At 65.0% G+C, this 24,827-nt stretch carries 35 protein-coding genes, 4 tRNA genes and 1 pseudogene; 19 read left to right on the forward strand and 21 right to left on the reverse strand.

Annotated elements, in window-relative coordinates:
• From A5709_RS28490 to A5709_RS15385, 5 genes are all read left to right on the forward strand, one after another.
• The coding region (locus A5709_RS28490) for a hypothetical protein (RefSeq protein ID WP_068120599.1) at positions 1-742 on the forward strand (742 nt) is incomplete at its 5' end.
• 89 nt (positions 743-831) lie between these two features.
• Positions 832-1,062, forward strand: coding sequence for a hypothetical protein (locus A5709_RS15370; protein ID WP_068011686.1), 231 nt, complete (start codon positions 832-834; stop codon positions 1,060-1,062).
• A 130-nt stretch (positions 1,063-1,192) separates the two neighbouring features.
• Positions 1,193-1,561 carry a hypothetical protein gene (locus tag A5709_RS15375; protein ID WP_068120600.1) on the forward strand — a complete coding sequence of 123 codons (369 nt, stop codon included), beginning with the start codon at positions 1,193-1,195 and terminating at the stop codon, positions 1,559-1,561.
• Positions 1,562-1,724: 163 nt separating this feature from the next.
• Positions 1,725-1,916 (forward strand): hypothetical protein, encoded by a 192-nt coding sequence (locus A5709_RS15380; protein ID WP_066950207.1) that lies wholly within the window; start codon positions 1,725-1,727, stop codon positions 1,914-1,916.
• 103 nt (positions 1,917-2,019) lie between these two features.
• Positions 2,020-2,520 carry a hypothetical protein gene (locus A5709_RS15385; protein WP_068120602.1) on the forward strand — a complete coding sequence of 167 codons (501 nt, stop codon included), beginning with the start codon at positions 2,020-2,022 and terminating at the stop codon, positions 2,518-2,520.
• Positions 2,521-2,601: 81 nt separating this feature from the next.
• Here the strand turns inward: A5709_RS15385 and A5709_RS27545 are convergent, their stop codons facing one another.
• Complete coding sequence (locus A5709_RS27545) at positions 2,602-2,901, reverse strand: hypothetical protein (RefSeq protein WP_082974048.1); 300 nt, start codon at positions 2,899-2,901, stop codon at positions 2,602-2,604.
• Between the two features lie 141 nt (positions 2,902-3,042).
• Here A5709_RS27545 and A5709_RS15390 point away from each other — a divergent pair, with 141 nt between their 5' ends.
• Complete coding sequence (locus A5709_RS15390) at positions 3,043-3,375, forward strand: hypothetical protein (protein ID WP_068120604.1); 333 nt, start codon at positions 3,043-3,045, stop codon at positions 3,373-3,375.
• 48 nt (positions 3,376-3,423) lie between these two features.
• On the opposite strand, the gene A5709_RS29110 is transcribed toward A5709_RS15390, so the two are convergent.
• The 3 genes from A5709_RS29110 to A5709_RS28110 all read right to left on the reverse strand — a co-directional run bounded on the left by A5709_RS29110 (position 3,424) and on the right by A5709_RS28110 (position 4,475).
• On the reverse strand, positions 3,424-3,549 hold the full coding sequence (locus tag A5709_RS29110; protein ID WP_255398285.1) for a hypothetical protein: 126 nt from the start codon (positions 3,547-3,549) through the stop codon (positions 3,424-3,426).
• Positions 3,550-3,763: 214 nt separating this feature from the next.
• Entirely contained in the window at positions 3,764-4,099 is a 336-nt protein-coding gene (locus A5709_RS15395; protein WP_068120605.1) for a hypothetical protein, read from the reverse strand.
• A 202-nt stretch (positions 4,100-4,301) separates the two neighbouring features.
• Positions 4,302-4,475: a hypothetical protein gene (locus tag A5709_RS28110; protein WP_156768055.1), complete on the reverse strand. Its 174-nt coding sequence runs from the start codon at positions 4,473-4,475 to the stop codon at positions 4,302-4,304.
• Between the two features lie 224 nt (positions 4,476-4,699).
• Between A5709_RS28110 and A5709_RS15400 the strand changes: the two are divergent.
• From A5709_RS15400 to A5709_RS28125, 5 genes and pseudogenes are all read left to right on the forward strand, one after another.
• Positions 4,700-4,930: pseudogene (locus A5709_RS15400) on the forward strand (site-specific integrase); the annotation flags it as partial.
• Positions 4,931-5,109: 179 nt separating this feature from the next.
• Positions 5,110-5,658, forward strand: coding sequence for a hypothetical protein (locus tag A5709_RS28115; RefSeq protein ID WP_156768056.1), 549 nt, complete (start codon positions 5,110-5,112; stop codon positions 5,656-5,658).
• Positions 5,659-5,754: 96 nt separating this feature from the next.
• Positions 5,755-6,513, forward strand: coding sequence for a hypothetical protein (locus A5709_RS15405; RefSeq protein WP_156768057.1), 759 nt, complete (start codon positions 5,755-5,757; stop codon positions 6,511-6,513).
• Positions 6,514-7,116: 603 nt separating this feature from the next.
• Positions 7,117-7,545, forward strand: a complete 429-nt coding sequence (locus A5709_RS28120; protein WP_156768058.1) for a hypothetical protein — start codon at positions 7,117-7,119, stop codon at positions 7,543-7,545.
• Positions 7,546-7,662: 117 nt separating this feature from the next.
• Positions 7,663-8,112: a hypothetical protein gene (locus A5709_RS28125; protein ID WP_156768059.1), complete on the forward strand. Its 450-nt coding sequence runs from the start codon at positions 7,663-7,665 to the stop codon at positions 8,110-8,112.
• Between the two features lie 198 nt (positions 8,113-8,310).
• On the opposite strand, the gene A5709_RS15415 is transcribed toward A5709_RS28125, so the two are convergent.
• From A5709_RS15415 to A5709_RS15460, 10 genes are all read right to left on the reverse strand, one after another.
• Positions 8,311-8,760, reverse strand: a complete 450-nt coding sequence (locus tag A5709_RS15415) for a DUF732 domain-containing protein (RefSeq protein ID WP_156768060.1) — start codon at positions 8,758-8,760, stop codon at positions 8,311-8,313.
• A 202-nt stretch (positions 8,761-8,962) separates the two neighbouring features.
• Complete coding sequence (locus tag A5709_RS15420) at positions 8,963-9,184, reverse strand: DUF2631 domain-containing protein (protein ID WP_068120618.1); 222 nt, start codon at positions 9,182-9,184, stop codon at positions 8,963-8,965.
• A gap of 8 nt (positions 9,185-9,192) precedes the next feature.
• Entirely contained in the window at positions 9,193-9,963 is a 771-nt protein-coding gene (locus tag A5709_RS15425) for a DUF6338 family protein (RefSeq protein WP_156768061.1), read from the reverse strand.
• 571 nt (positions 9,964-10,534) lie between these two features.
• Positions 10,535-11,209 carry a hypothetical protein gene (locus A5709_RS15430; RefSeq protein ID WP_156768062.1) on the reverse strand — a complete coding sequence of 225 codons (675 nt, stop codon included), beginning with the start codon at positions 11,207-11,209 and terminating at the stop codon, positions 10,535-10,537.
• Between the two features lie 317 nt (positions 11,210-11,526).
• The gene (locus tag A5709_RS15435; protein ID WP_156768063.1) at positions 11,527-11,751 is read right to left on the reverse strand and encodes a hypothetical protein; all 225 of its coding nucleotides are present in this window, start codon (positions 11,749-11,751) and stop codon (positions 11,527-11,529) included.
• Positions 11,748-11,885: a hypothetical protein gene (locus A5709_RS15440; protein ID WP_156768064.1), complete on the reverse strand. Its 138-nt coding sequence runs from the start codon at positions 11,883-11,885 to the stop codon at positions 11,748-11,750. Before A5709_RS15440 ends, A5709_RS15435 begins: the two co-directional genes overlap by 4 nt.
• Positions 11,886-12,041: 156 nt before the next feature.
• Positions 12,042-12,341 carry a hypothetical protein gene (locus A5709_RS15445; protein WP_068120629.1) on the reverse strand — a complete coding sequence of 100 codons (300 nt, stop codon included), beginning with the start codon at positions 12,339-12,341 and terminating at the stop codon, positions 12,042-12,044.
• 111 nt (positions 12,342-12,452) lie between these two features.
• Positions 12,453-12,527, reverse strand: a tRNA-Val gene (locus A5709_RS15450).
• 13 nt (positions 12,528-12,540) lie between these two features.
• Positions 12,541-12,614 (reverse strand) — tRNA-Cys (locus A5709_RS15455).
• Between the two features lie 27 nt (positions 12,615-12,641).
• Positions 12,642-12,714 (reverse strand) — tRNA-Gly (locus tag A5709_RS15460).
• A 182-nt stretch (positions 12,715-12,896) separates the two neighbouring features.
• On the opposite strand from A5709_RS15460, the gene A5709_RS15465 reads away from it, so the two are divergent.
• Positions 12,897-12,968 (forward strand) — tRNA-Val (locus A5709_RS15465).
• Between the two features lie 36 nt (positions 12,969-13,004).
• On the opposite strand, the gene A5709_RS15470 is transcribed toward A5709_RS15465, so the two are convergent.
• Together A5709_RS15470 and A5709_RS15475 are read right to left on the reverse strand one after the other, a co-directional pair.
• On the reverse strand, positions 13,005-13,973 hold the full coding sequence (locus A5709_RS15470; RefSeq protein WP_369827339.1) for an NAD(P)H nitroreductase: 969 nt from the start codon (positions 13,971-13,973) through the stop codon (positions 13,005-13,007).
• A gap of 168 nt (positions 13,974-14,141) precedes the next feature.
• On the reverse strand, positions 14,142-14,426 hold the full coding sequence (locus A5709_RS15475; RefSeq protein WP_156768066.1) for a hypothetical protein: 285 nt from the start codon (positions 14,424-14,426) through the stop codon (positions 14,142-14,144).
• 201 nt (positions 14,427-14,627) lie between these two features.
• On the opposite strand from A5709_RS15475, the gene A5709_RS15480 reads away from it, so the two are divergent.
• Together A5709_RS15480 and A5709_RS15485 are read left to right on the forward strand one after the other, a co-directional pair.
• Positions 14,628-14,921 (forward strand): hypothetical protein, encoded by a 294-nt coding sequence (locus A5709_RS15480; RefSeq protein WP_068120637.1) that lies wholly within the window; start codon positions 14,628-14,630, stop codon positions 14,919-14,921.
• A 56-nt stretch (positions 14,922-14,977) separates the two neighbouring features.
• Positions 14,978-15,817: an enoyl-CoA hydratase/isomerase family protein gene (locus A5709_RS15485; protein WP_067949582.1), complete on the forward strand. Its 840-nt coding sequence runs from the start codon at positions 14,978-14,980 to the stop codon at positions 15,815-15,817.
• Here A5709_RS15485 and A5709_RS15490 read toward each other — a convergent pair.
• Both A5709_RS15490 and A5709_RS15495 read right to left on the reverse strand, forming a co-directional pair.
• Complete coding sequence (locus tag A5709_RS15490; protein WP_068120639.1) at positions 15,812-16,600, reverse strand: MBL fold metallo-hydrolase; 789 nt, start codon at positions 16,598-16,600, stop codon at positions 15,812-15,814. The genes A5709_RS15485 and A5709_RS15490 overlap by 6 nt on opposite strands.
• A complete protein-coding gene (locus tag A5709_RS15495; RefSeq protein ID WP_068120640.1) occupies positions 16,597-18,156 on the reverse strand; it encodes a long-chain-fatty-acid--CoA ligase in 1,560 nt (519 codons plus the stop codon). Before A5709_RS15495 ends, A5709_RS15490 begins: the two co-directional genes overlap by 4 nt.
• A gap of 151 nt (positions 18,157-18,307) precedes the next feature.
• On the opposite strand from A5709_RS15495, the gene A5709_RS15500 reads away from it, so the two are divergent.
• The 4 genes from A5709_RS15500 (at position 18,308) to A5709_RS15515 (ending at position 21,581) form a co-directional block, all read left to right on the forward strand.
• Complete coding sequence (locus tag A5709_RS15500) at positions 18,308-18,904, forward strand: carboxymuconolactone decarboxylase family protein (RefSeq protein WP_068120642.1); 597 nt, start codon at positions 18,308-18,310, stop codon at positions 18,902-18,904.
• Positions 18,905-18,983: 79 nt separating this feature from the next.
• Positions 18,984-19,781, forward strand: coding sequence for an SDR family NAD(P)-dependent oxidoreductase (locus tag A5709_RS15505; protein WP_197520159.1), 798 nt, complete (start codon positions 18,984-18,986; stop codon positions 19,779-19,781).
• Between the two features lie 17 nt (positions 19,782-19,798).
• On the forward strand, positions 19,799-20,731 hold the full coding sequence (locus A5709_RS15510; RefSeq protein WP_068120646.1) for a catalase family peroxidase: 933 nt from the start codon (positions 19,799-19,801) through the stop codon (positions 20,729-20,731).
• Positions 20,732-20,795: 64 nt separating this feature from the next.
• Positions 20,796-21,581 carry a sulfite exporter TauE/SafE family protein gene (locus A5709_RS15515; RefSeq protein WP_068120647.1) on the forward strand — a complete coding sequence of 262 codons (786 nt, stop codon included), beginning with the start codon at positions 20,796-20,798 and terminating at the stop codon, positions 21,579-21,581.
• A gap of 120 nt (positions 21,582-21,701) precedes the next feature.
• Here the strand turns inward: A5709_RS15515 and A5709_RS15520 are convergent, their stop codons facing one another.
• A complete protein-coding gene (locus A5709_RS15520; protein ID WP_068120650.1) occupies positions 21,702-22,784 on the reverse strand; it encodes a glutamate--cysteine ligase in 1,083 nt (360 codons plus the stop codon).
• A gap of 38 nt (positions 22,785-22,822) precedes the next feature.
• Entirely contained in the window at positions 22,823-23,260 is a 438-nt protein-coding gene (locus A5709_RS15525) for an anti-sigma factor antagonist (protein ID WP_068120652.1), read from the reverse strand.
• Between the two features lie 154 nt (positions 23,261-23,414).
• Here A5709_RS15525 and A5709_RS15530 point away from each other — a divergent pair, with 154 nt between their 5' ends.
• Complete coding sequence (locus A5709_RS15530) at positions 23,415-24,035, forward strand: TetR/AcrR family transcriptional regulator (protein WP_067950808.1); 621 nt, start codon at positions 23,415-23,417, stop codon at positions 24,033-24,035.
• A gap of 8 nt (positions 24,036-24,043) precedes the next feature.
• On the opposite strand, the gene A5709_RS15535 is transcribed toward A5709_RS15530, so the two are convergent.
• Positions 24,044-24,709, reverse strand: coding sequence for a DedA family protein (locus A5709_RS15535; protein ID WP_068120654.1), 666 nt, complete (start codon positions 24,707-24,709; stop codon positions 24,044-24,046).
• Between the last annotated feature and the right edge of the window lie 118 nt (positions 24,710-24,827).

Here is a 24,827-nt window from a genome sequence, read left to right on the forward strand (position 1 = left end):
AGCGATGAAGGCAGCAATCGCGGCAGCGACGGCAGCCGTTTTTGCCCTGGGTCTGCCCACTGCCGCGCCGGCTCACGCGGACACGACTGCGACCGTCAAAGCGCAGTCCAACCGCATGAACGGCCCCAACTTGAAGGCGGGTCAAGACGGCGTTTACAACGCCGGCCAGGTCCTCACTCTCGTGTGCCATGCGGCGGGCGACCCGGTGCAGGGCTTCTTCAGCTACCAGATTGCCAATGGGGGTTGGGACAGCCTCTGGTACAAGACAACTGACGGCCATTACGTCGCCGATGTCGATATCGACACGCGCACACTGGACGCCCTCGGCCCGGACTGCAGTGGCGGGGGAGGGCCCGCGTCAGCGACCGGTGAAGACAAGGCCGCCCATGCGCTGGCGTGGGCTCGCGACCAAATGGCGGCCGACCCCAATAGCACGGTTCAATGCGAGGCGTTCGTCGAGCAGGCGTATAACCACGCGTTCAGATATCCGTCGGCGATGGACGCTTTCAACGACTTCAACCGTAAAGGGCAGATCCACACCAACCGCGACAATATCCCGGAGGGGGCGCTCGTTTTCACGAGCAATCCGGGATTCGATCACGGCACGGGCCACGTCATGCTCAGCGAGGGCAACGGCCAGTTCCTAACCGCCAACTACTTCACTGCGCCGCACATTCGGGAGATAAGGCCAAGCCCCAACGATTCGCAAAACATCTTCCTCGGTTGGGCCTACGCCCCGTAGTCGCCGCGGCCGAGGAACACGGCATCTGGATCCGTCCGCGCCCAAGACCAGTTCCGGGGGACACTGCGGCCTGTGGTACTTACGACCACATGAACAATCCTTCGCCGGGCCCTGGCTGGTGGCTGGCCTCTGACGGCAAGTGGTATCCGCAGCAGTGGGAGTACACGTGGGACTACCGGGAGGGGGATACCGCCATGGACGAGATGAAGCTCAGGGCGGACGAGCTGGGGCGGCTGGGGTGGGAAATGGTCGGACTCGACGCCGACCACCGCGGAGCCTTCTCCGTCGCGTGCTTCTTCAAGCGGCCGATCGCACGTTAAGCCCGACGCCCCTCGGTCGATTCGGACCTCCACGAGTGAGGCTCTGCCGACACAAGTGGGTAAACAACCCAGTAACGCGCCGGGACGCGTCGGTTGTGCGATCAGTTCACTAGTCGGAAGGCGGCAGCAAATGGTTCGTCAAGAGGGCGGCAGGTGGGACGTCGGCATCAAAGACGACGCGGTTTACGTTCAGCGCGTCTCGGAGGGCGACGAGCAATTATTCGACGACTCGCTGGACTCCGATGAGGCCCGCAAACTTGCTGAGCTCTTGACGAAATTCGCCGACAAGCTCGACCGCTCCGACAAGTCCGACGATTCCGACGATTCCGATGAGGACAAGGACTCGAAGGGCAAGGACTCGAAGGACAAGGAGTCGAAGAAGTCGAAGAAGTCGAAAGACTCCGATGACGACGACGACGACGAAGACGATGACGAAGACGACGACGACGAGTCCGATGACGACGAAGAGTCCGAAGACTCGAAGAAGTCCTCGGATTAGGTGCAGCTAGACGCTGCGGTCACCGGCGGTCACCGCTTCCCAATTTCCTTAGCTGCACAAGCCATCGCGCGTGCCGTGGGCGCCCCTAGAGCCATGGGAGGATCGCCGTGATGACCACGGTAGCGGCGGGATCGCCAGTTTCACTGACGCTGACGGGTCAAGCATGCCGCTGAAACGTGTCGACGAATTGGAGCCCGGGGACAAGATCCGGATGAAGATCGGGCATGCCACCGTCGTCGCGACCGAGCCGCTCGACGACGGCCGCACCCTGCTCACCTTTGCCTACGGGACCAAAGCCCCGGCTGACAACGATCTCACGGTGGATGTCCTGAACCCTGACGAGTGGGGTTGGTAAGGCGCGATAAACGGGGGCGCCGAGGCAATCGGCCAAAAGGCTTGTCGCCGATAGCCCTGGGTACGACCATTGGGGAAATGGTCACGGACTCAGAGGAGAAACGATGACCTCGGACCGCTTGAAAATGTTCGTCGGTTTATGCGCGGCGTCGCTCCCGATCGTCCTGTCACTTTCCCCGACCGCCTTCGCCGACAACCCATCCTGGAACGGTCAGTACGCGATCACGTTCATGGTTGGGCCCAAGGCCGGGACCAGCATGGCGGTGGGCGACCCTGAGGGGCAGCACACCGAGACCTACGGTCTCCGCTCGAGCTGCACCAACGGAAAATGCGTCGCCACAATCGTCAGCGGCCCTCCGCCAAGCAACCCAACGGTTCCGCAGCCGGTTCAGTTCACGTGGGATGGAACGGCCTGGTCGCAGACCACCGATTTTCAGTGGGACTGCATGATGCCCGACACCACCATTCAATGGAATCCGGCGCGCGCCACGGTGCGCTACACCCCGCAACCCGACGGATCGCTTAACGGGACCATGCACACCGACATCTTGAGCGGGGCGTGCCAGGGCACCATCGACATGGACATGAAGGCTGAGCGCGTGTGAAGGCCGAAGTCGGCCAAAAGCATTGACGCACGACGTATTTCAAAATATGAGTCGCGTTTTGCCGGCGATTTCCGGGGGCCGTTAATGCGGCCGGTTGGCCATGAAGCACTGCACCCGTTTAACGGCGTCGGCCGGCGCGACCCCCATTTCGACTAACCTTGCCTCTACTTGGTTAGAGGGCACTCCACCATCGATATCCGTCGCGATCACATGCACGCTGGGAAACCAATCTTCTGCGTTTACCCCCGGCGGCGGGGGCTTCGCATCGCCTCCCAGGCATTGAACGTAACCATTGACGCCAGTTTCAGCGTGAGCCGGCGAGCTCCCCATCGGCACGGTGATGGCCATGCCGATCGCCGCGGCGACATAGATGAAACGCATGCTGCATTATCGCCGCGTCCGCGCGTTCGCGGAAGACCCGAATTGAGATACCAGCCGCCGACCACCACTGTGGCTTAGCGGCGGTACGCAGACAACCGCGCCAGTCGCGAAGCCCACTCGCCGCGATGGGACCATAGGCGGATGACCACCCAAACCTGCATGGGTTGTGGCCTGCAAACCCGCTACTCGTATGGGCGCACCTGCATGGGTTGCGGCCTGGAAACCCGTTACTCGTACCCCCGGCGTCCGGATCGGCACTCGCGGGCCGCGGAGGCGCTCGCGCTGCTGCGGAGAATCATCGTTTTAAGCGGTCGTCATCCCACGGCCGCGCTGGCGCTGACGGTGCCGAGCGTGATCATCGGCTTGGCCGCGGTCGCCGCGTACCCGGTCGTGTTCGTGCCATTGCTGGTTCTACTCAGCGTGGCTTTGGTGGTCTCAGCCCGCCGCGAGGAAGTCCGCAACCAGTCGAAGTGACACCGGCGCCCGGCGACGGGCCGAAGCTTCTGGCCGTGAGGCGCTTGGTCAGCAGCCGACCGGGCCGCCGCCCGCCGGGCAGGTGGGGATGTTGATGGGTATGCAGCTCACCGAAGTCGTCGAGACGGCGAACGCGAGCAGTAACGCCAACAAGACTTTCTTCCCCCTGATCATGAGCTGAAAGCTTACGCCACACCGGAATTCCCGTGGGCGGTTTCCGCAGAAACGGCGGACAAACGGCAAAGAAGACGTGCTACGCGATCCGAATCAAGTCTCAGCGTCGCCTAGCTCAGGCGCGTGACGTTTGGGCGAGCCGTAGGCATTTAGAACGCAAGCGTCAGCCGCCACCGCGTTTGCACGGTGGCGGCCTCGACGATTAGTGACTGCTTCAGTGCGCTTGCGCGGCTTGCAGTTTCCGGGTCAACACCGGCGGCTGATTGGGCGGTGCGGCCGGCCGATGGGGGTTCGTGCGCGCCGGCGCGGCACTGACGACGATTTTCCCGCCCGTGCACGTGACGAGCTTGCCGCCGACGATGACGCCCTGGCCCTCGTCGATCGGGATGTCGTAACCGTCAGGGTCGGTGTAGTGGCATCCGCCGCTCGGGCCCGTGGGCCCGTTGGGCTCGGCGTAGGCGGTGGCAGGAGCCAACGCGAGGATCCCCAGCGCGCCAAACAGGGCGGCAGCGTAGTGGAAGCGAGTCGGTTTGCGGGTGGTGTTCTTCATGGTGATCTCCGTTAGGTCGTCACAGCCCGTCCTTCGGGCTGCATTCATAGACCAGGAGCAACCGGGAGAACCGAAAGGGACACTTTCCTGGTCCTCCCACGGTTTTCACGTGGCAGGTGCGGCTGCCGCGAAATTGCCTCCGCTTCCGCCCACCCCACCTTGGGCCGGTCGCGGTACACCAAGACTCGCTAGTCGGCTGCCATCAGGATGGCTCTGGATACTCCCAGATGTTCGTGTGGTTCAACTCGTGGTGGTGCACACACACCATCGTCTTGCCTTGCCCGTCGGTGGTGGGTGGTGCGCCAAGCGGGCATTGTTCCCCCGGCGCAGGTGCCAGCGGTGCCAACACCAGCGCGGCGATCACTGCGTATTTCATCGGTGCGCTCCTTCATCAGTCGCTACCGATAACACGGATCAGCTCATCGATGCGCTCATGCAGCAAGCAAAGTTCCTTCTGGAAGGCGTCGCCACGTGTCGCAGCGACTCCGGCTTAGGGTGGCGGGGGCACGACGGGTCGGCACACATTGGCCCCCAGGTCCCACCAGTTGCCCCGTCTCCTGCTGTTGGACAACACGCCGTGCCGACACTACGGAGACACCTCACATCGTGCCGGCATTCGGGGCGCTGCCGATCGCGTCGATAACCGCCGACGACGTACGGGCGTGGCACGCCAAGATGGGCACCAAGACGCCGACGCTGCGCGCCCACTGCTACGGGCTATTACGCACCATCATGGGGACCGCGCTGTCCGACGGCGAAATCAGGGTCAATCCGTGCGTGATCCGCGGCGCCGGCAGTGCCCGCCGTGTTCCCAAGATCCGGCCAGCGTCATATCTGGGGACTTGAAGCCAAAGTCGGACGGCCCCCGGTCTCCGCGGTGATCCGTCAACGAATCAGACGGAGACTAGGGTTCAACGACTCCGTCTACGCGCCGGGGATTTGGTCTCATGTCGCCCGCGCGGATGCCCGAGTCGGCGAGTCGCGTCGGTCGCCCGCGTTAGCCTGTCGCCATGTCGCTTCTCTCCTCGGCGCTCACCGTCGTCTCATCCGGAGCCTTTGCGGCTGCCGTGACATTCGCGGCGAACTGGTGGCTGTTACGACCTCGCGCGTCATTGCGCATAGTGCGCAGCGGCCAAACATTAGAAGACGCTGATCGGCTATTCCGCGCCAAAAATCCCAATCAGCCAGGCGAGCAGGTGAGAGCGCCCTGGCACTGGCTAAGAGTGACCAACTATGGCGATGCGCCCGCTTACGACCTCGAACTCATCGGCAAGAACTGCCGACCTCGAACCTGGGTGGCCGACACCGGCCAGTCACAAACACAAGACGACCCTCCTGAAGTGAAGTGGCCGATGTGGGATCGTAAACTAGCTGCGCTGCCGGCCGGCGAATCGGTGCAGGTGGTATTGATGTGCGTGCAAGACGAACGCAACAGCGCACAGCTCAAAGTGTCCTGGCACGACATGCCAGGACGAAGCAAACGCCGATCAACGAGCTACTCGGTCAAAGACCAACGTGGAATCGAAACAGGCTGGCCAGGAATGAATCCCGACTTGTGAGGCGCACCGCCGCCAACCCTGGGATAATTGACGTCCGCCCTAGGTAAGGCCGTCGTCGACTAAGTTGGGTGAATGGCAGTAGTTACAGGCGTCTTCTTGGCTGAAAACGCGGAAGAGGTTAACGGACAACTCAACGCCACTAACGTTGGGCCGTCCGCATGGACAGTCGGTGACGACCGCCGCGCCAGATTATCGCTTGTCTGCCTACTACAGAATCCCAGCGCCGACGGCGAGTCCGCGAGTTCAATTAGCGCGCAGGTCATTGCCCCGGACGGCGGTCTCGCCTCTTTCACATCACCAGGGTTCACTGGCTATCTGACCGGCGAGCACTTATTCGTGTATACGCCGATCGACGTGCACGCGGAACTCGATGGACTCTACGAAATTGTCGTGACGGGAGCGTTCGAAAGCAGGGAGTCGGTTCCGATCGTCATCCATGGTGGGCAATACGACCCCCTAGGCGCGAGCCCGAACGGCGCAAAAATAACAGCGGCGTTCTACGCCCGGAACGCCGACACTGTCGACGGGCGACTGAATGTGATGGGCGCCGTTGCCGACGGTCTGGTCCGCCCGCCCCCTGGCTACGTAACACCATTCGAGCTAGTTGTACTGGCACAGATCGCGCCGGACGCCCAACCGCACTGGGTCGTGATCGAATTGTTTTACCCGGACCAAACGACCGAAACGATCGTCGCGAGCGAAGTTCAGTTCGGCGAGGATTCAACGATAATCGGACATCTCAAAGCGCATATCAATTTTGAGCCACGACAGATCGGCAGGCATACATTTTTGATTACGCTCGACGACAACCCGCCAGTACCAGTAGCCCTAGAAGTGGTCGACACTTCGGAGTAGCAGACGACGGCGAGCGGTATGCCAGTCTGTCCCGCTGGCCTCGTGGACGTTAGCGGCTGTGCTTAGCGCAGTTGGTTAGTGATCGGGCCGCCCCCGGGAGAGTGGGGCGGCCCGATCACTAGTTGGACGTCAGCTAGGGGATCCTGTTTCGTGGTATCCGGCGGGACGGCTGCGGTCCAGCCTGTGGGGGGATGAGATGGCCCAGCTAGCAAGCGCGCGAGCCTCGGTCCTTGCCGCCACCAGATGAGCTACCCGCACTAATGGGCCAGCGACCACCAAATCTCGTAGACGTCAGGTTTCCAACGCCATCAAATCGCGCAACTCTCGGCGGTGCTTAATCTTAAGATCTCCCTCGCGCGCCCACAGATGGGGAGGGGATTGCCGTGGAAGCTCCCACGAAAGGTGTTGTTCGGACAATCAGTTTGAGCGCCGTCGGCTTCGGTGGCCTGTTGGCCATCGTCGGCTTTCTTGCATCGCCAGTGGGCCGCCCCAACGACGACCTGGACGGCGATAGGCTCGATCGCCACCGCTGCCGCAGCGGTAGTGGCGATGTGGACCCTGCTCGCCTTAAGGCAAGACAGCCGGGATCGTACGCGCCCAGTGATGGTCGCCGCGATTCGTCCGGGAGTGCTTTCGGACGTAGCTGAATTGTTCCTCCGGAACGTCGGTCCATCCGTTGCTAAGAACGTCCAATTCAAGTTCACTCCAGGACTTCCGGAATCCGGCGGCCTTATTACGCCGTACCTACGCCGCAGGCATGGGCGAACGATCCCGACGTTCGGCCCCGGGACGGCGATCCACGATGTCTACCAGTCAGCGCATGAACCCTATGAACCTGTGCCTGACGATTTCACCCTGACGATCGACTATGAAGACGCCCACGGCCGATGCTACGCGGACGTTTACGAACTCACAGTCAAGACGCTGCGGGACAGCACACGCGCAACCCCGGCCGGTCGCGACGCGGAGACCCTGCAACGTCGCCTCACCGAGGCCATCGAGGCTGTCGCCCGCGGAGTCGGCCGGAGGTAAGCATCTTCCCGACGCGGTCATCGGCCTGCTCGTTGCCAGGCTGGTTCCCGGGCCGGACGAACACGCAGATCCGGTAGCGGCTAGCCGCCGGGTTATCCGCCGGGCAAGAATTGGGGGATGACTGATCCCCAAGTATGGGTGTCGACGACACTTTCGGAGATTAAGTTCGACGGCGCCGGGCCCGGCGGCGACTGGGAACTTGTCGGAGAGATAAACACCAGGCAAGAAACCGAGTTCTACAAACACATCCAAGTACTACTCAGCGTCAGGCGAAGCGCGCCCCGTACAGCAGAGTTCTACCTCAGTGGCGACCCTGACAGCCAATGGGTTCAGGCCACCGACCGGCCGCCGTTCTGGGTTGCCATCGACCCATACGGCACGATGCGGCCCCACATACACAATGCCCGGCCCACCTACTTCGTCAGCAACGCCCAGGCCACCGTCACCCCGTTGGCCCGTAGACCTCCCGGACGCCACCCCGCCGCGCCCAAATCAGTCATGGTCCCAATCCGACTGAAGAGAGCCGACACCGGATTCTTCACACCGTGGAGACAGCCGCGCTCCTGAAACCACCGCCTAGTCTTCTCGTCGCCGCCGGTCTCCCAGCCGGGGGCCACCACCCCCACCCCCGACTTTTGTTGACGGGGAGGGGATGGTCGCGACCGCCTCTACGTCACCAACATGTGTGTACAGGGTCAAAACTTATGGGATGGCTGGGGTGGATCAGCCGGCCAGGCGTAGTGGCGCTGCTTCACGACACCAGAACTAATAACAGTAAGGCGCAACCGCCTTCGGTCGGCCGTACCAGTAGCCTGCTTCGTCACCCATATCTTTGATTAGCGCGCACTCAAGCGCTTGCCCGCCGTAGTAATGCACTGCGATGAGGACCACCTCACCTGATTGGAGAGTGTTGAGTGGCCGAAGATCACTGTTGGTGTGTGAGTTCTTGAAGATAGTGGTGCTGAGGGTCTTAAATCCCGCATAGGTCTCGTTGCCGTAGGCGTTGTTGCTTTCCCCCATTACCCTCGCGATCGTGTGGCCGTTGCTGATCTCGCTGGCCGGATCTGCGAAGGAAATCGGCATATCGCTCTGTTCGGGGCAGCAAAGCCCGCCATGGTGTAACGCGGCCAAATAGTCTGTGTCAGTAGACGAAACGGGGTCTGCTGCCGCGGTCGACGCCAGCGCCAGCACGGCGGCAACGCCGAACACAATCACTGCGAAGACCCTGCCGCTTGTCCGCACAACTGGGAGCGTAGATCGCGCCGTTCCTCCGCCGGGTGTCTTCCCAGGAAATATTCCGCGCCTACATGGTGCGACCCCAACGCTCGTCAAAGCACATCCACCCCCGCACCGGAGGCGTCAAGTGTCTGCGAGTCGCGACCAAGGCGCCCTACGGCGAGGGCAGAAGATCGCGACCTTATTTGATCCAGCCGCGGCGTCGGCCCCAGACGTCCCGGATGATGACGGCGCCGGACAGCAGCGCAAAGCCGAGCAGGAACCAGTCCTCGACATGGCCTACGTGATTCCCTCGCAGCATTAAGAGCAGAAAACCCACGATGAACAGCCCAACGACGTGCCAGGTCCGCGGGTTTTGCTTGCTCCAGCCCCACTGGGCGGAGGGCACCTCGGCAATATCCACGCAGGCGGTTAGGACTTTTTTTTTCTCACATCACTACTAGGTGCGGCGTTTGCATACTCTACCTTGATGTAGCTGATGTCTTCGCCGCGGATCCAAACGACATCGTCGGGAATTGGTTTAGCCTGGTTGCCGATCGTCGCATCGTTCGGGTCCGAATCTTTCCTGTCGAGCATGAGCATTTGGGTGCCTTGGCCCTTACCTTTGGTGACAGCAATCTCGGCGTTCTCCAACTTGTCATAGGTTGTGTACCCAGCGAGATACCCAGCAACTCGCGATCCGTCTGATAGCCGGATTCTTAATAGCGGAACTTTGCCGTCCTTGCGCCAGAACCTATTTTCGAAAAGTTCCCACCAGAGTCCGTGTTTTTGGATCGTCGGTGACATAGCTTTCTGTAAAGGCGCGGGTAGGCGATCCAAGCACCTCAAGTGAAGTTTAGTTGCGAAGACGAAGTCAAGAATGGAGACGAGAGCGAAAGCGATCAGCACCTCGATTACAACTGTCCAGATCATCGCTGTGTAGGACGTAGCTAAATAGGTCTTACTGTCGCGGTTATACTCCACAGGATCGAAGAAGGCAGTCCGGAATTTTATTCGTAGGAGCGAGATGATCACACATGCGGAAAAACTAAATCCGAAACTATAGAGGGCAACTCGTGCTGCCTCCCGGAAAGCAGTCTCGTTAATCGCCGGCCGTCTCCGCTCGCGAAGCAGCTCGTAGCGGACTCCTGGCGCGACGAGCAGAAGAAAGAAAAAGAACCCTACAATCGTCTGGGGAATCAACTAAGCCTCAAGCATGCTCGATTGGCGTGCCGCCTTTGTCGGTTTCAGTCTTCACTCCCGGAATATTTTCTTCGCGGCGGGGCGAAGGCGCAGGTGGAGGAGGACCCACTGGCGGAACCGAGCGTGTTTCCGGCGCACCGGGTGTGCTGCCGCTGCTTCCTTGATCGGATCGGTCTGCTCCACGCCGTTCTGAATCGCTCATAGCCGACACTTCCTAAGGCCACAGAGTATGGGGGTCTATTGCAACGTTCGAGCGCAACGCCCCGTGCTGCGGCAAGCCTCATATCGTTGCGTTGAGCACACTACTCTTTAGTTCCTAGCCAGGACCCATGGTTTTCAAAACTATTCAGCAGGCATTCGCCGGTGGAAGATCGCGTTACACGCCTGACAAAATCGTCGCCGCCCCTACCCGCTATGGGGGCACTCGTGCCGACGCGAGCGGCCTCCGCCAACTTCACAGCGGCTGCCATCCACGGAGTGTTGGGACTGGGATCCTCGTTGCGGCTACCTGGGCAGCGTCATTGCCTCCACCTCAGCCAACGAGAACGTTCGAAGAATCCACTGAGATCGGTCACCAGATGACCACTTCGGCGTTGTCGCCGCCGTAGCAGCGCGTCGACACCTTCGTCGACCCATCACTGAAATACGCGGGATACCTGCCGACGCAGGTTATTTCGTAAGCGTCACCAGTGACGGGCGAGTAGGCGGTGAAGCTGTTGGACATGCCTGAGGCGTAGAAAACTTGGCGGACGTTGGCGGCAAATGCGCAGCTAGTACGGCCACCGACGACACCTTCATGCCCGTCCGGGCAGATGGTGAAGACATCAGTGCCGCCAGGCTGTGGGGGTGCGCCGCGAGGAGCGGGCGGAGCTGCCTGCACGGTGACCGTTGGTGGGGGTGCCGGTGTGACCGTCACCGTAGACGGCGGGGGTGGTATGGCGGCCGGCGCAGCCGTGACCGGCGGGGGTGTCACAGCCGGCGCGATCGTGCCGGGCCCCCCGACATTCGGGGCGTGCATCGGCCGGCTCTGGTCATGGAGGTAGAACCCGAGCCAGATCGAAAGCCCGATAACGACCGCGACTGCCGCGGCGGCGAGGACGATGATGCTGGCGCGTTCCGCCGCGCGCCCCCATGAGTAATCGCTGCTCGCGTTGCCGTCCTCTTCTGACCACGCCAGCTCGGACTCGGCTACCGAAATCGGCGGTACAAGCTCGGTCTCATCGGCGGCCGGCCCAATCTCGGTCACGTCACTATCGACTGAAGCGGTGGTCGAGAGCTGCTCGTCATCTTGGTCGTCGCTGCGGGCCATATATTGGGTCCCCCTGTTTGGTCCTTTCCGAATATTCGCACTGGGGGGTAATACCTGTCCGGGAAATGTCTACGGCGGCCGCTCGGCGGTGATTTGAGTCGGCCAATGACAGAGCGGTACCACGGGCCGCCGTTCACGCTTGGACTCGAATGTTGTTGTAGCTGTGTTTTGAGGTGTTGGCGGGCCGCCCCCCTAGAGAGCGGGGGCGGCCCGCGCCGACTATTCAGACCCGGGTCTGGGCGACCCGGTCCCCGTCAATCGTCGCCACCCGACTGCTTGCGGGAAGCAACTCGCCTTGCGCGTCGACGCCGACAGGCCGCGAAGGTGATCACGTTGTCGACGGGTTCAACCTCTCGATCCGCGGCACCCTCGATGGTGGGAACCAGGCGGCACAACTCGCCGACGGCCAACTGCTCGGGCGCGATGGCCCCCATTGCGGACTTGAGACGCCACACCAGCTTGTCTTGCTCTGTCCTCACAGCGGCCATTTCCCGAGCTGGTCGCTCGTGCTGGGCTGCCCAGCGACTACGCGGGCGTACGCCAGCGTCAGCAGAACGGTGAACGCCGCCAGCTCGTCGATGGTCAGATCGGATAGCCCGACCTTATCGGTCATCTGTTGAAGCTTCTGCATGTAACGCTCTCGGAGGCTAATTGCGGCGCTCATCGGGCCAACCCGACTGCCCCAATGGTTTGCTGCCCCCACGCGTCAACCTCGTCGGCGGCCTGCAGCAGTGCCGAGGCCAGCTCGCGGGCCTGGTCGCTATTGCGGTCAAGCCGGCCCGGCCGCGTCCCCGTCTGCGACGACGACCAGCGCCAAATCGATTGCGCCGTCCACCCTTTGCGAAGCTAGCGAGTAGACGCGGGCGGGGTGGTCTGTCATAGTGCGGTCAAAACCGAAGATGCCTCGATACCCATCCGTATCCCACCTCGTCGAGGCGAAGTCGGCGCCGTCCGGTATTGGGACGTCGGGCGTGGTCCCGAGCTCTGAGCAGTCGGGCGTGTGCCGGGCGACGCCGTGGCAGCACTCGCGCGTGGCCGAGTCGACGGGGTGTTTATCAATTGCGGTCATGTGACTAGCTATCTCTCGGTGATTTAGCCAGCCAACCGAAGAGGTCAGGTCATATCTAGGTCACGCGGACCAACAGGAGCCTGGAAACGTGCTCCTGAAGTGCGGTGATGCTGGTGCGCGATACTGGGATTGAACCAGTGACCTCTTCCGTGTCAGGGAAGCGCTCTCCCGCTGAGCTAATCGCGCCGGGGTCAAAAGCTGGAGGTGGAGACGGGAATCGAACCCGTGTGCACGGCTTTGCAGGCCGTTGCCTCACCACTCGGCCACTCCACCGCTGGATTGATGCCACTTGCACCTTCGAGCGGATGACGGGATTCGAACCCGCGACCCTCACCTTGGCAAGGTGATGCGCTACCAACTGCGCTACATCCGCGCGCCTCGGACGACATCGTCGCCCGGTGCGAAGCACGACGATAGTCGACGTGAGCGGGCACATACAAATTTCTCGGTACGGACCGCGTCCAGGCTATCGCGGCGTACCGATGACGCGCAGGCGGCCGGTACTGTCGAGACCGGGCTCGTGCTAATCTTCGACGTCGTTCGCCTCTCGGCGCCGGTCCCGTGGCTCAGTGGGAGAGCGTCCGCTTCACACGCGGAAGGTCGCTGGTTCGATCCCAGCCGGGACCACAAGTAAAGACGCAGGCACCACGGCGTGAGTGCTGCTCAACCCCGCAGCTGAAACACCTCGGTGAGCGGACGGCGCGGCGTCGGTCTGGGCGGTTCGGCCGCCGCGGGCGCCACACCCACGCGGACCAGGACCTGCGGCCGCCTGCCCTCTTCCATCAGGTCCGCAATCATGTCGCGCGTGACTTTGAGCTCGGTGACGTGAGTGACCGGGCACGTGGCCAGGTTCGCCATCGTGCATTCCAGTAACACCGCGGAGAGCGCTTCGCCGGACAATAATGCGCCGAGCCGAGTGTCGTCGTCGGTGGACAGCATCAAAATCGTCGCCTCGTCGGCGGGGATGTCGGTGCGCCGTTCAAGGTTATGCGGCATCGGGAACGTCCGCCCGACGTCGACGCGCTCCCTCTCGGCCGGCGACACCAGCGCATCGTATGGAATGCCCTCAGCTGCCTCGAAAGGCGCTGTCCACCAACGAAGTTCCTCCTGATAGGCGGTGTCATAGAGGCGCACCGATTCGGCCACCCACGATGCTTGCGCCAGCCTGTCGCGCACGTCGTCGGCCATCACGTCCAGATGCACGGCGTCGTCGTCGATGACGCCCCGCAGCGACGGCTCGAACGCCTCCCAGTTCATCGGCGCGATGAACGGCAATCGGTCGGTCCGGCGCGCCCAGATCGCGGAGGCGCGACGCTTTTCTTCGTCGGTGACGTTCTCCGCGGGGGTGACGTCGATGGACGCCAGATGGTTCGGATCCTTCGGGTCGGGGAACCGGGAGATCCGGGCTCGCCACCCCGCAGCGGCGAATGCGACTCGAAGGTGATCGAGCGCGGCGCCGCAGCTGATCACCGCCTCTCGGCCGGACCGGTCGGTAACCATCGCCCGGCTTGGATCGAGAAAAAGATCCAGCTGACCGCCGCCGGCCACCCACTGCCAGGGTTGGCTGTTATGCAGTGAGGGCGCGCGGCATGCTGACCGCACCGCGTCCTCGATGAGTTCGGTGTCCGCCATGGCGGCTGGCATATCGACCTCAATTCTTTGGCTGGCACCGAGCATTCCACTTCTGAAGCCTATTGTCGGCCGAGTTTCCATACGACGATCGCGAACGCCCAGATGACGGCGGGGACAGACGGTTGGACACACGCTCATGAGGAGCCCAGCGACTAGTTCGCTAGGGCTTTAGGGGCGCTCCTGGATAACGCACTCCACAATCCGATTGGCCAAGCGCTGGTCGAATCCCATCCGCGACACCTTCTGCGCTTCAGCAGCCGGTGATACACCAGAATTGAGGTCCTGCTCGATAACGCCAATGAGCTGCTGGTTTTGGGAGTCGTGCTCCCACAGCGGGACTTGCGTAACGCTTCCCACGCAATTTCCGTAACCGCTCAAGTCGGCGCGAGCCGGTGCGGCCACCAGAGTGGCGATGGCTATGCCGAGTGCCGCAGCAACGGAAAAGAAACGCACGATCTCCTGGGTACCCGGGTACAACGCAGATTAATCAGCAAACGCACTCGGCTGGCTGGTGACCGGAAACTCTCACTGTTGGCGCTAGCAGCGGGCCGTTCACGGCTTCGCTCCCGCGGCCGGCCTCTCGCTCGAAGACGTGTTGCCCACAGCCATGAACGATGCTGGGATTCAAGAGAACTCCGCAAAGGATGGTGGACGATGGTCGGAAATTCCGAAGGTATCGGCACGCTGAAACTTGAGTGTCCACAAGGTCATCCCGTTGGCCGGATCCTCAAGGACGCCCCGCACCAGGCCGTTCAATATGACCCCGGCGCCATGGTGGGATCGCGCCGGTTCTGGCCGGACGAGGACGACCAGCCGCAATTCCAAGCGAACTGCCGATTCTGCGAGAAGCCGGTGGGGGATGCCACGGCCACGCTGCAGGTGAAACTGGCCGAGGTGATCGCCGACGCCGCCTTGACCACCGGGACGGCCACGCTGGCGTACCTGTAGGCGGCCACCGCGGCTACTGTAAGAGCGACAGTAGCGACCGACGCAAGAGGAGTCCCGTGGCCCAGGTTCCCCCGACCTCACAGGAAGCCCCCCGCCCGCCCGAGGGGGATTGGCTCGGAACGCCCTACCTCAGGTTCGAGCGTCATGGGTCGATCGCGGTTTGCACCATCGACCGCCCCGAAGCGCGTAACGCGCTGACGCCCGCGATGTACTTCGGAATCCGTTACGCCGTTGGGCGTCTCAACGAGGATCACGATTTGGCCGGGCTCGTGCTCACCGGAACCGGGGACGTGTTTGCGCCCGGCGGTGACATGGGCGGCGGGGGAGCCGCCGACAACTGGATCACGTTCGGCGGGGCGCTGGGCATGGACGTCACCCCGTTCGACACCGTGCGCACGTCGGCCAAGCCGATCGTCTCGGCGGTCAACGGCCTGTGCCAGGGCGGCGGGTTCCAGATCGCGCTGTGCAGCGACCTGTCGGTGGTGAGTGACCGGGCCACCTTCCGCGTGCCCGAGCTGTTCCGCGGCTACGCCGACACCTACTACAGCCAGATGCTCACCCGGGTCATCGGGCCGGTGCGCACCCGCGACCTGATGTTCACCGGGCGGGTGCTGACCGCCGTCGAGGCCCTGGACTGGGGCCTGGTCACCCGCGTCGTACCGCACGAGAGCCTGCTCGACGCCGCCAAGGACCTGCTCGCGCAGTGCTGCCGCACCGCGCCGCGCGCCCGCGGTGTCATCAAGTCCAGCATCGACAGCTACCTGGGTCTCTACGACCGAATCGGCATGACCAGCAGCCTGAGCGACGCCGAGGCGCGGGAAGGCTTCCGAGCCTTCAAGGAGCGCCGCTCGCCCGACTGGGTGCACCCGGATCTGCGCGCCGAGGGGCGGCTATAAGTCGATCCACTCGCCGTGGGGAGCCACCCGCAAGCGGTCGCCGATCCCTGCCTGATCGAAGGCCGCGGCGAACTTGTCGACGCCCTCGCTGAAGTGCGCCCAGCCGTCGACGTGCGCGGGTATCACCACCCGGGCGCCCAGGATCTCGGCGGCGGCGGCCGCGCGCGCCGCGGTCAGCGTCAGCGGACGCCCGCGCTCCTTGGTCGGCACGCTGGCCGCCCCGGCGAACAGCACCGCGACGTCGATCGTGCCCACCCGATCGGCCACGTCCTTGACCGCCGCCATCGAGGCGTTGTCCCCGCTGAGGTACACGGTCGGCAGCCCGGGCCCGGACAGCACGAATCCGGTCACCTCGCAGTTGACGTGGCCGCCTTCGTCCCGCTGCCCGTCCGCCGGGCCGTGCACCGCCGGAACAGCTTGCACCGCAAGCGATCCGGAGAGTTCATGCGTCTGCCAGGGCGCCACCCCCACCGCCGGCGGCCCCAACCGCACGGCCCCGCCCGGGTGGGTGAGCACCAGCGGCGCGGCCAGGGCCATCCGGCGGCCGTCGTCGTCGAGGTTGTCGGGATGCTGGTCGTGGCTGATCAACACCGCGTCCACCGGGCCGAGCGCCCCGGCGCTCACGGCGGGCCCGGTGAGCTTGGTCAGGTACGCGTGCACCCCGGGCGGGTCGAACGTCGGGTCCATCACGATCCGGTGGCCCGCGATGTCGACGACCGTGGTCGGGCCGCCCAGCACAGTGATCGCGCAGGCGCGCCGCTGCGCGTCTACCAAGGCGCTCATATGCCCCGGGCCCGGTCGCGCCAATACGGTTCCCGCAGCTCGGTTTTGAGGATCTTGCCGCTGGCATTGCGGGGCAGCGATTCCACGAAGTCCACGGTCCGCGGGCATTTGTAGCCGGCGAGGTGCTCCCGGCAGAAGGCGATGACGTCGTCGGGATCGATCTCGCCGTTGGCCACCACGATCGCCTTGACCGATTCCCCCCAGAAGTCGTCGGGCACGCCGATGACCGCGGCGTCGGCGATGGCGGGGTGCTCGATGAGCACGCTTTCCACCTCGGGCCCGTACACGTTCTCGCCGCCGGTGATGATCATGTCCTTCAGCCGGTCTTCGATGTACACGTAGCCGTCGGCGTCCAGGCGGCCGACGTCACCGGTGCGCACCCAGTCGTCGTCGGTGATCGTCTCGGCGGTCGCCTCCGGCCGGTTCAGGTAACCGCTCATGTTCTGGTTGCTCCGCACCCAGATCTCGCCGGGCTCCCCGGCCGGCACCTCGGCGCCCGTCTCCGGATCGACCACGCGAATCTCGGTGCCCAGCACCGCCTTTCCCGCCGCTAACTGCAGGTGCGGGCGAGCGGAATCGCGATGATCGGCGTCGCTGAGCGCCGTGACCGCGCCGCACAGTTCCGTCTGCCCGTACACCTGAACGAAACGCGTTTCGGGCCAGGTGGACAGCGCCCGATGCAGCAGGGGCAACGGCATGGGCGCGGCCCCGTAGACGATGTAGCGCAGGCCTGCGAACATGGCGTGGGCCGCTTCGCCGGCGTCGAGGAACCGGGCGATCACCGGCGGGACGAAGAACGCGTGGGTCGCACCGGATCTGACCGCGCCCATCAGGGCGGTGGCGTCGGGTTCACGGGTCATGATCGTCGGCACACCGGCCCGAATACCGAAGAGCGCGTAGCCGATTCCGCCCACGTGGAAGAGGGGCATGGCGACGAGGTTCGCGTCCCCGTCATCGAACGGGAACGCCGGCGCCAGGTTGGCCGCGTGATTGACCAGCGCGCGCTGGCTCAGCAGCACGCCCTTCGGCCGCCCCGTGGTGCCGGAGCTGTAGATCACCAGGGCGGTTTCGCTCTCGTCGACCTCGGCGTCGCTGCCCGTGGGCGCCGCCGCATCCAGCAGGGATTCGTACTCGTCACCCACCACCACGATGCGCTGCACGCCCGGCGCTCGTTGGGCGGCCCCCTCGGCCGCGGCCTGCAGCTCGGCGCCGACGAAAAGCAGCCGCGCGCCGCTGTCCTCGAGCACGTGGACGAGTTCGTCGCCGACGATGCGCCAGTTGACGACGGTCGTCACCGCGCCGATCGACGCCGCGGCGAAGAGCACCTCGAGGCAGGCGGGGTGGTTCTTGTCCAGAAAGGCCACGCACTGCCCCCGCTGCACGCCGGCGTCCCGCAGCGCGCCGGCCGCGCGCCGGATCCGCGCGGCCCAGTCCGCCCAGGACCACTGCCGTTCGCCGTAGCGAATCGCGATGGCGTCGGGCCGCTGCTGTGCGTGCCGGTCGACGAATCCGGCGAGCGTCTCCGTCGTTTTCGCCGTGGTGTCGGCTGGTGGCATGAACCCCTCCGAGGTCGGTTTACTCCACTCTGTGATACGCGGTCGTCGCCGCGCCCGCCACGGCGGCCCTCCGTTTGACTGGGAGCTTCCGCCTACCAGTGGTCACCAACAAGTCCTGGCACGCGCACCGGCGTCGGCGCACGATCAGGCTATGCCCGAGAAGACGCGCCTGCCGCTGCTGCCACCGCCCAGCCTGAGCCCCGAGCAGAAGCGCCTCTATGACGACATGGCGGCGGTGATCGAGCGCAACTTCGACGGGCTCGTCGCGCGCCGCGAGGATGGCGCCCTGATCGGCCCCTTCAACGGCTGGCTGCATTTCCCACAATTCGGAAAGCCGGCCTGGGCCTTCAACAAGGCGCTCTGGGAGCACAGGGTGTTGCCCGCCGCCGTCCACCAGCTCGTCATCCTGGTGACCGCCGCCAGGTTCGGCGCCCGGTACGAGATCTATGGGCACGAGCACTTCGCCCGGCAAGCAGGCCTGGCCGAGCGCAAGATCGCGACGATCGCCGCGGGCGAACGTCCGCACGACCTCGACGACGACGAGGGTGCCGCCTACGACATGGCGGCGGCGCTGAACCGGGGTGCCCCGCTTCCGGAGACGACGTACCAAGCGGCGAGGCAGGCTTTCGGTGCTCAGGGTGTCGCCGAGATCGTCTTCCTGGTGGGATGTTTCTCGATGGTCGGCATCACGCTGAACGCGTTCGATGCGTCGGTGCCGGGCAGAGAAGAAAGTCTCGATATTTGCTGATAGCTCACTTATGTCGAGCGACGCGAGCATTAGCTCCCCGTGCGCGTTTGCTTACCCGCGAGTGGAGCGGTGTGCCAACATGTCTGCCATGGTGAACCCCGACCGAGCCGGCTCACGCACCTTCGTCGTCACGGGCGCCGCGTCCGGGATCGGCCTGGCGACCGCGAGGCGCCTGCTGGCCGAGGGCGGCACGGTGATCGGCGCCGACCTGGTCGCGGCGCCCGACCTCGGGCCCCGGTTTCAGTTCGTCAACGCCGACGTGACCGACGAAGCCGCGATCGCCGCGGTGCTGGCCGCCGTGCCCGACCGCCTCGACGGCGTCCTGCACGCCGCCGGGGTCGCCGGGGGAGGACCGGTCCACCTGCTCGACCGATCTGAATGGGACCGGGTGATCAAGATCAACCTCACCGGCACCTTTCTGGTGGCGAAGGCGGCGCTGGCCCGGATGATCGAGCAACCCCGCGTCGATGGTGAACGGGGTTCGCTCGTGACCGTCGCGAGCGTCGAGGGCCTGGAAGGCACGGCGGGCGGGAGTTCATACAACGCGGCCAAGGGTGGCGTCGTGCTGCTCACCAAGAACATCGCGCTCGACTACGGACCGAGCGGCATCCGGGCCAACGCCATATGTCCCGGGTTCATCGAAACCCCAATGGCCCAAAGCGTCTTCGGTCTCCCGGGCATGGAGGGCCCGCTGCAATCCATCACCTCCGAACACGCCCTGCAACGGCTGGGCCGGCCGGAGGAGGTCGCGGCCATGGCGGCCTTCCTGCTGTCGCCGGACGCCTCGTTCGTCAGCGGTCAGGCCATCGCCGTCGACGGCGGCTACACCGCCGGTCGTGATCACGGTGTGGTCAAACTCTTCGGCTTTCCCTCCTAGCGCCTTAAGATTCGCGCATGGTCACTCCCGATGAGGCGATCGAGGCGATTCGCGGCGCCGGCGGGGCGCAGCCGGGCTGCCGCGCGCTGCACGCCAAAGGCACGCTCTACCGCGGCACGTTCACCGCGACGCCCGACGCGCTCATGCTCACGCGCGCAAAGCATCTCGACGGCTCGACGGTTCCGGTGCTGATCCGCTTCTCCAACGGTGCGGGCAATCCCAAACAGCGCGACAACGTGCCGGGCATCCGCGGAATGGCGGTGAAGTTCACCCTGCCCGACGGCTCCACCACCGACGTGGTGACGCAGACCGCGCGGCTTTTCGTCTCCAGCACACCCGACGGGTTCGTCGATCTGCTCAAGGCGATGCGACCCGGGCTGACCACGCCGCTGCGCATGGCCAAGTACTTCCTCACCCATCCCCGGCTGCTCGGCGCGCTACCGGTGCTGCGCGACGCCAACAGGATCCCGGCGAGCTACGCCACCGTCGAGTACCACGGCCTGCACGCCTTCCGCTGGGTGGCCGCCGACGGCAGCGCCAGATTCGTTCGCTATCACCTGGTTCCGGCCGCCACGCAGAACTTCCTGTCGGCACCCGACGCCCACGGCAAAGGCGCGGACTTCCTCACCGAGGAGCTGAACACGCGTCTGGACGGCGGCCCGGTGCGGTTCGCATATCGCGTGCAGATCGGCGGGCCCACCGACTCCACGGTGGACCCGTCGGCGCCCTGGCAGAGCACACAGATCGCAACCGTCGGCACCCTCGAGATCACCGGTCTGGAGACCGAGCGCGAGCACGGCGGCGACATCTTGGTGTTCGATCCGATGCGGGTGACGGACGGCATCGAGCCCTCCGACGATCCGGTGCTGCACTTCCGGACGCTCGCGTATTCAGCGTCGGTCAAGCTGCGCACCGGCGTCGACCGCGGGGCCGAAGCGCCGCCCGCCTGACGGGGGAGCAGAACCGGCAGTCGCCCGCACGCCGAAACCTGGGGCAGGCTAAGGTTTTTCTTCAGTGTCGCCTTCCCACATGATTCTCATTTGCTTGGCCGGGTTCGGCGCCGGTGCCATCAACGCGCTGGTCGGGTCCGGCACGCTGATCACGTTCCCGACCCTGGTTGCCCTCGGCTTCCCGCCGGTAACGGCCACCATGTCGAACGCGATCGGTCTGGTCGCCGGCAGCGTGTCGGGCACCTGGGGCTACCGCGCCGAGCTGCGCGGCCAGTGGGATCGGCTGCGCTGGCAGTTTCCGGCGTCGCTGGGCGGCGCGGTGCTGGGCGCCTTCCTGCTGCTGCATCTGCCCGAGAAGGTTTTCGCCGAAGTGGTGCCGGTGTTGTTGGTCCTGGCGCTGATTCTGGTGGTCGCCGGGCCGCGCATCCAGGCGTGGACGGGCCGGCGCGCCGAGGCCGCGGGCCGCTCGCCCGAGCACATCACGCCCCGCCGCATGGCCGTCCTGGTGTTCGGGACATTCGCCGTCGGCGTCTATGGCGGTTATTTCACCGCCGCTCAAGGCATCCTGCTGGTCGGCCTGATGGGCGCGCTGCTGCCGGAGTCGGTACAGCGGATGAACGCCGCCAAGAACCTGCTGGCCCTCGTCGTGAATGTCGTTGCCGCGATTGCCTATACGTTGGTCGCCTTCGACCGCATCAGCTGGCCGGCCGCCGGGCTGATCGCCGTGGGGTCGCTGGTCGGCGGGCTGGTCGGGGCGCGCTACGGCCGCCGGCTGTCGGGAAACGCGCTGCGCGCGACGATCGTGGTGGTCGGCCTGATCGGTCTGTATCGACTGTTGGCCGTGGCCTGACTCGTAGCGTTCGCCGCATCGAGTGTGCGTTCACGGCTTTGAGTGTGCGCCCAGGGAGGGCCCGCCCGGCGTGTCGCCGCCCTGGACGCACGCGCAAGTGAAGAGGCGTAGCAACGGGTTTCAGTCCAGCGTGGCGGTGGCAATCTCGTCGACGACGTCCATCACCTCGCCCCGCTTGCGCCACGCCCGCAGCTGACGCATCGCGCCGTTGCCTCGCGTGGCGACGCGGTCGAGTTCGCCCACCACGCGGTCGTATTCGCCCAGCGTCTCCAACGCCGGCCGCACGCGCTGCACGAGGGCGCCCAACTGCTCGCGCGCGGACACCGCTCCGCCGCCGTGGATCAGGTCGAGCGTGCGTCCGGCGAGCCCGTCGTGGGCGGCCTTCCAGTACGCCGCGCGCAGGGCCGCCGGCGGAAGCCGCCCGGGCGGGTCGTCCTCGAGCGCCGTCATCACCGCGGCCCGGACCAGCGTGGCGAGCAACACCGTTTCCGCGACGGTCGCCGGCACGTCGGCCACCCGCACCTCGATCGTCGGGAAGTTCTCCGACGGGCGCACGTCCCAATAGACCATCTTCTCGTCCAGGATCACTTCGCTGTCGATCAGCATCCGCACCGTGCGGTCGTAGTCGTCGGGCGACGGGAAGAACGGCGGCGGCCCGGCCACCGGCCAGCGTCGCCACAGGACACTGCGCCAGCTCGCGTAGCCGCTGTCTGCGCAGCGGTACACCGCCGAATTAGCCGCCAGCGCAAGCAGATTGGGCAGCCACGGTCGCAACCAGTTGCTGACATGGATGGCGGCCGCGCGGTCGGGAACCTCGACGTGGACATGGCATCCGCAGATGCCTTGCTCATGCGCGACCATCCCGTACTCCGCGCCGATCCGGCGATAGCGGGGAGTGTCGGTGACGGGGAACTCGTGCGGTGTGGCCGGCGGAAGACCAGCGGCGAGCAGCCGAAGCCCCACGGCCTCGGCGGCCTGCGCCGCGGTGCGCCGCAGCCGAGTCAGCTCCTCGGCGAGTTCCGTGCTGGTCGCCACCACGCTGGAGGTGGTTTCCACTTGGCAGCTGCTGAGTTCCAGCTGCAGCTCAACGCCCCGGCGTTTGGCCTCGGCGGCCACGTCGGCGTTCTGCGGAGCCGGTTCGCCCGTTCGCGGGTCGACAAGGAGGAATTCTTCCTCCGCGCCGAAGGTGGGAGGGTCGCTCATCCAGCCACACGGGCCCGATCAGTGCCCGCGTTGCCCCGTCACCAACGGGCCGCGGACGCCAGCGCGGAATCGGCGGTCGGGTAGATGGGCAGAAGGGCTGACAGGCCGCACGCGTCGACGATGCGGGCGACGATCGGCTCGCGGCTCACCAGGCGCAACTCGATGCCGCGCTCCTTGCAGCGCTTCGCCTCGTCGGTCAGCGCAGCGAACGCGCAGCAGGCCATGAAATCCAGCCCCGTGACGTCGACGACCAGGGGACCCGGCTCGATGACGATGCCGGCGACCTCGCTGATGAGCTGGCGCCAGGTGTGCTCGTTGCACGCGTCGACCTCTCCGCCGGCATAGATCAGCACCGCCGGGCCACTGCGATCGGCTGACGCGCGCAGCGTGCTGTTGGGGTCACCCAGCTCGTAAACCAGCTTCGTGCTCAGCATCAGGTGGGTAGTTGTCATCGGTTCTGCAATGGCCGAGATCATCGTGGACTCCTAATCGACCGGCGTCTACGACGCTGCGATGGATGCCCGTCCTGCCCTCTGAAGACAGACTTTTCGCGGAAGGCGAATCTCTTTTCTATAACAAGACAGGTCTGTCTGTCTACCTGTGCCAGCTAAGAGTATGTTGTGGGTTGCTATGACAACTTCCGATGTCGGAACGCCCGCCGCGTCGGCTCGTGAACGTATCCTGGCCGCCGCATATGAGCTGTTCAGCCGGCGTGGAATCCGTGCGGTCGGCACCGAAGAGGTGATCGACCGGGCCGGTGTAGCCAGGGCCACGCTATATCGGCATTTCGCCACCAAGAACGACCTCGTCCTGGCTGTACTGCAGCGGCGCGAGGAACTGTGGACGCACGGCCTGATCGAGGAGCAGTCACGGCAGCGGGGCGAGACGCCCGAGCAACAGTTGCTCGCAATCTTCGACGTCATGCACGACTGGATTCAGCTGCGTGACGGCTACGAGGGCTGCTCGTTCATCAACGTGCTGCTCGAGCTCGGGCCCGATTCGCCCGCGGGGCGGGCCTGCATCACCCACATCGACCACGTTCGCGACATCGTGCGTCAGCGCGCGATGGCGGCGGGCCTGACCGACGTCGAGGACTTCGCCTCGTCCTGGCACATCTTGATGAAGGGCGCCATCGTTCTGGCGGCAGTGGGCGATGTGGATGCGGCCTTGCGTGCCCGGAGGATGGCCAGCGCCCTCATCGCAGAGCATCGGCCGGTCGCGCCGGAGGATCTCGGCGAAGCGGCCAGCTAACCCGCCTCTCAAGCCGCGTCGGCGGCGGTGCTGTCGGCCTTGCGGTAGTGCTCGGCCTCGAGCTCGGCGATGGCCCGGGAGGTGCGTTCACGCAGCGCGAAGGCCGCGATCAGCCCGAACACGATCGCGATGACCAGCGCTATCCAGGAGAACCGCTCCAGCCAGCGCTCCGCGGCCATCCCGGCGTAGTACACCAGCGCGGTGGTGCCGCCGGCCCAGCAGATGGCGCCCGAGACGTTGGCGGCCAAGAAGCGCGGATAGTGCATCTTCAAGGCTCCGGCCAGTGGCCCGGCGAAAATCCGCAGCAGCGCGATGAAGCGGCCGAAGAAGACCGCCCGAACTCCCCAGCGGCTGAACAACTTTTCGGCCAACGCGACGTGTCCGGGACCGAAATGTTTGGGGAACCGCCGGCCCAGGCGGTCGAAGAGCGACATACCGAACCGGCGCCCGATCGTGTAACCGATCGAGTCGCCGACCACGGCGCCGATCACCGCCGCGATGCCGACGCCGACGGGGTTGACGGGCAGGTCGTCGTGCGACGACATCAGCGCCGCGCTGACCAGGATGATCTCGCCGGGAAGGGGAATGCCCAGGCTCTCGAGCCCGACCACGCCGCCGACCACCAGGTAGACCGCGAGCGGCGGGATCGCGTGCAGCAAAGCCTCCACATCCATGCGTCCAGCATGCCTGACGGTCCGGCGGTACGCGCCCTAAACCCGCCGCTTCGCGTCGGCCGGTCGGCTCGGCGCGCCGAGACTCTCCAACTGCGGCCGTTTGGGTTCCCGGCCGTCG

It is taken from the genome of Mycobacterium sp. E1386, assembly GCF_001672745.1.
In the GTDB taxonomy this organism is placed as follows: domain Bacteria; phylum Actinomycetota; class Actinomycetes; order Mycobacteriales; family Mycobacteriaceae; genus Mycobacterium.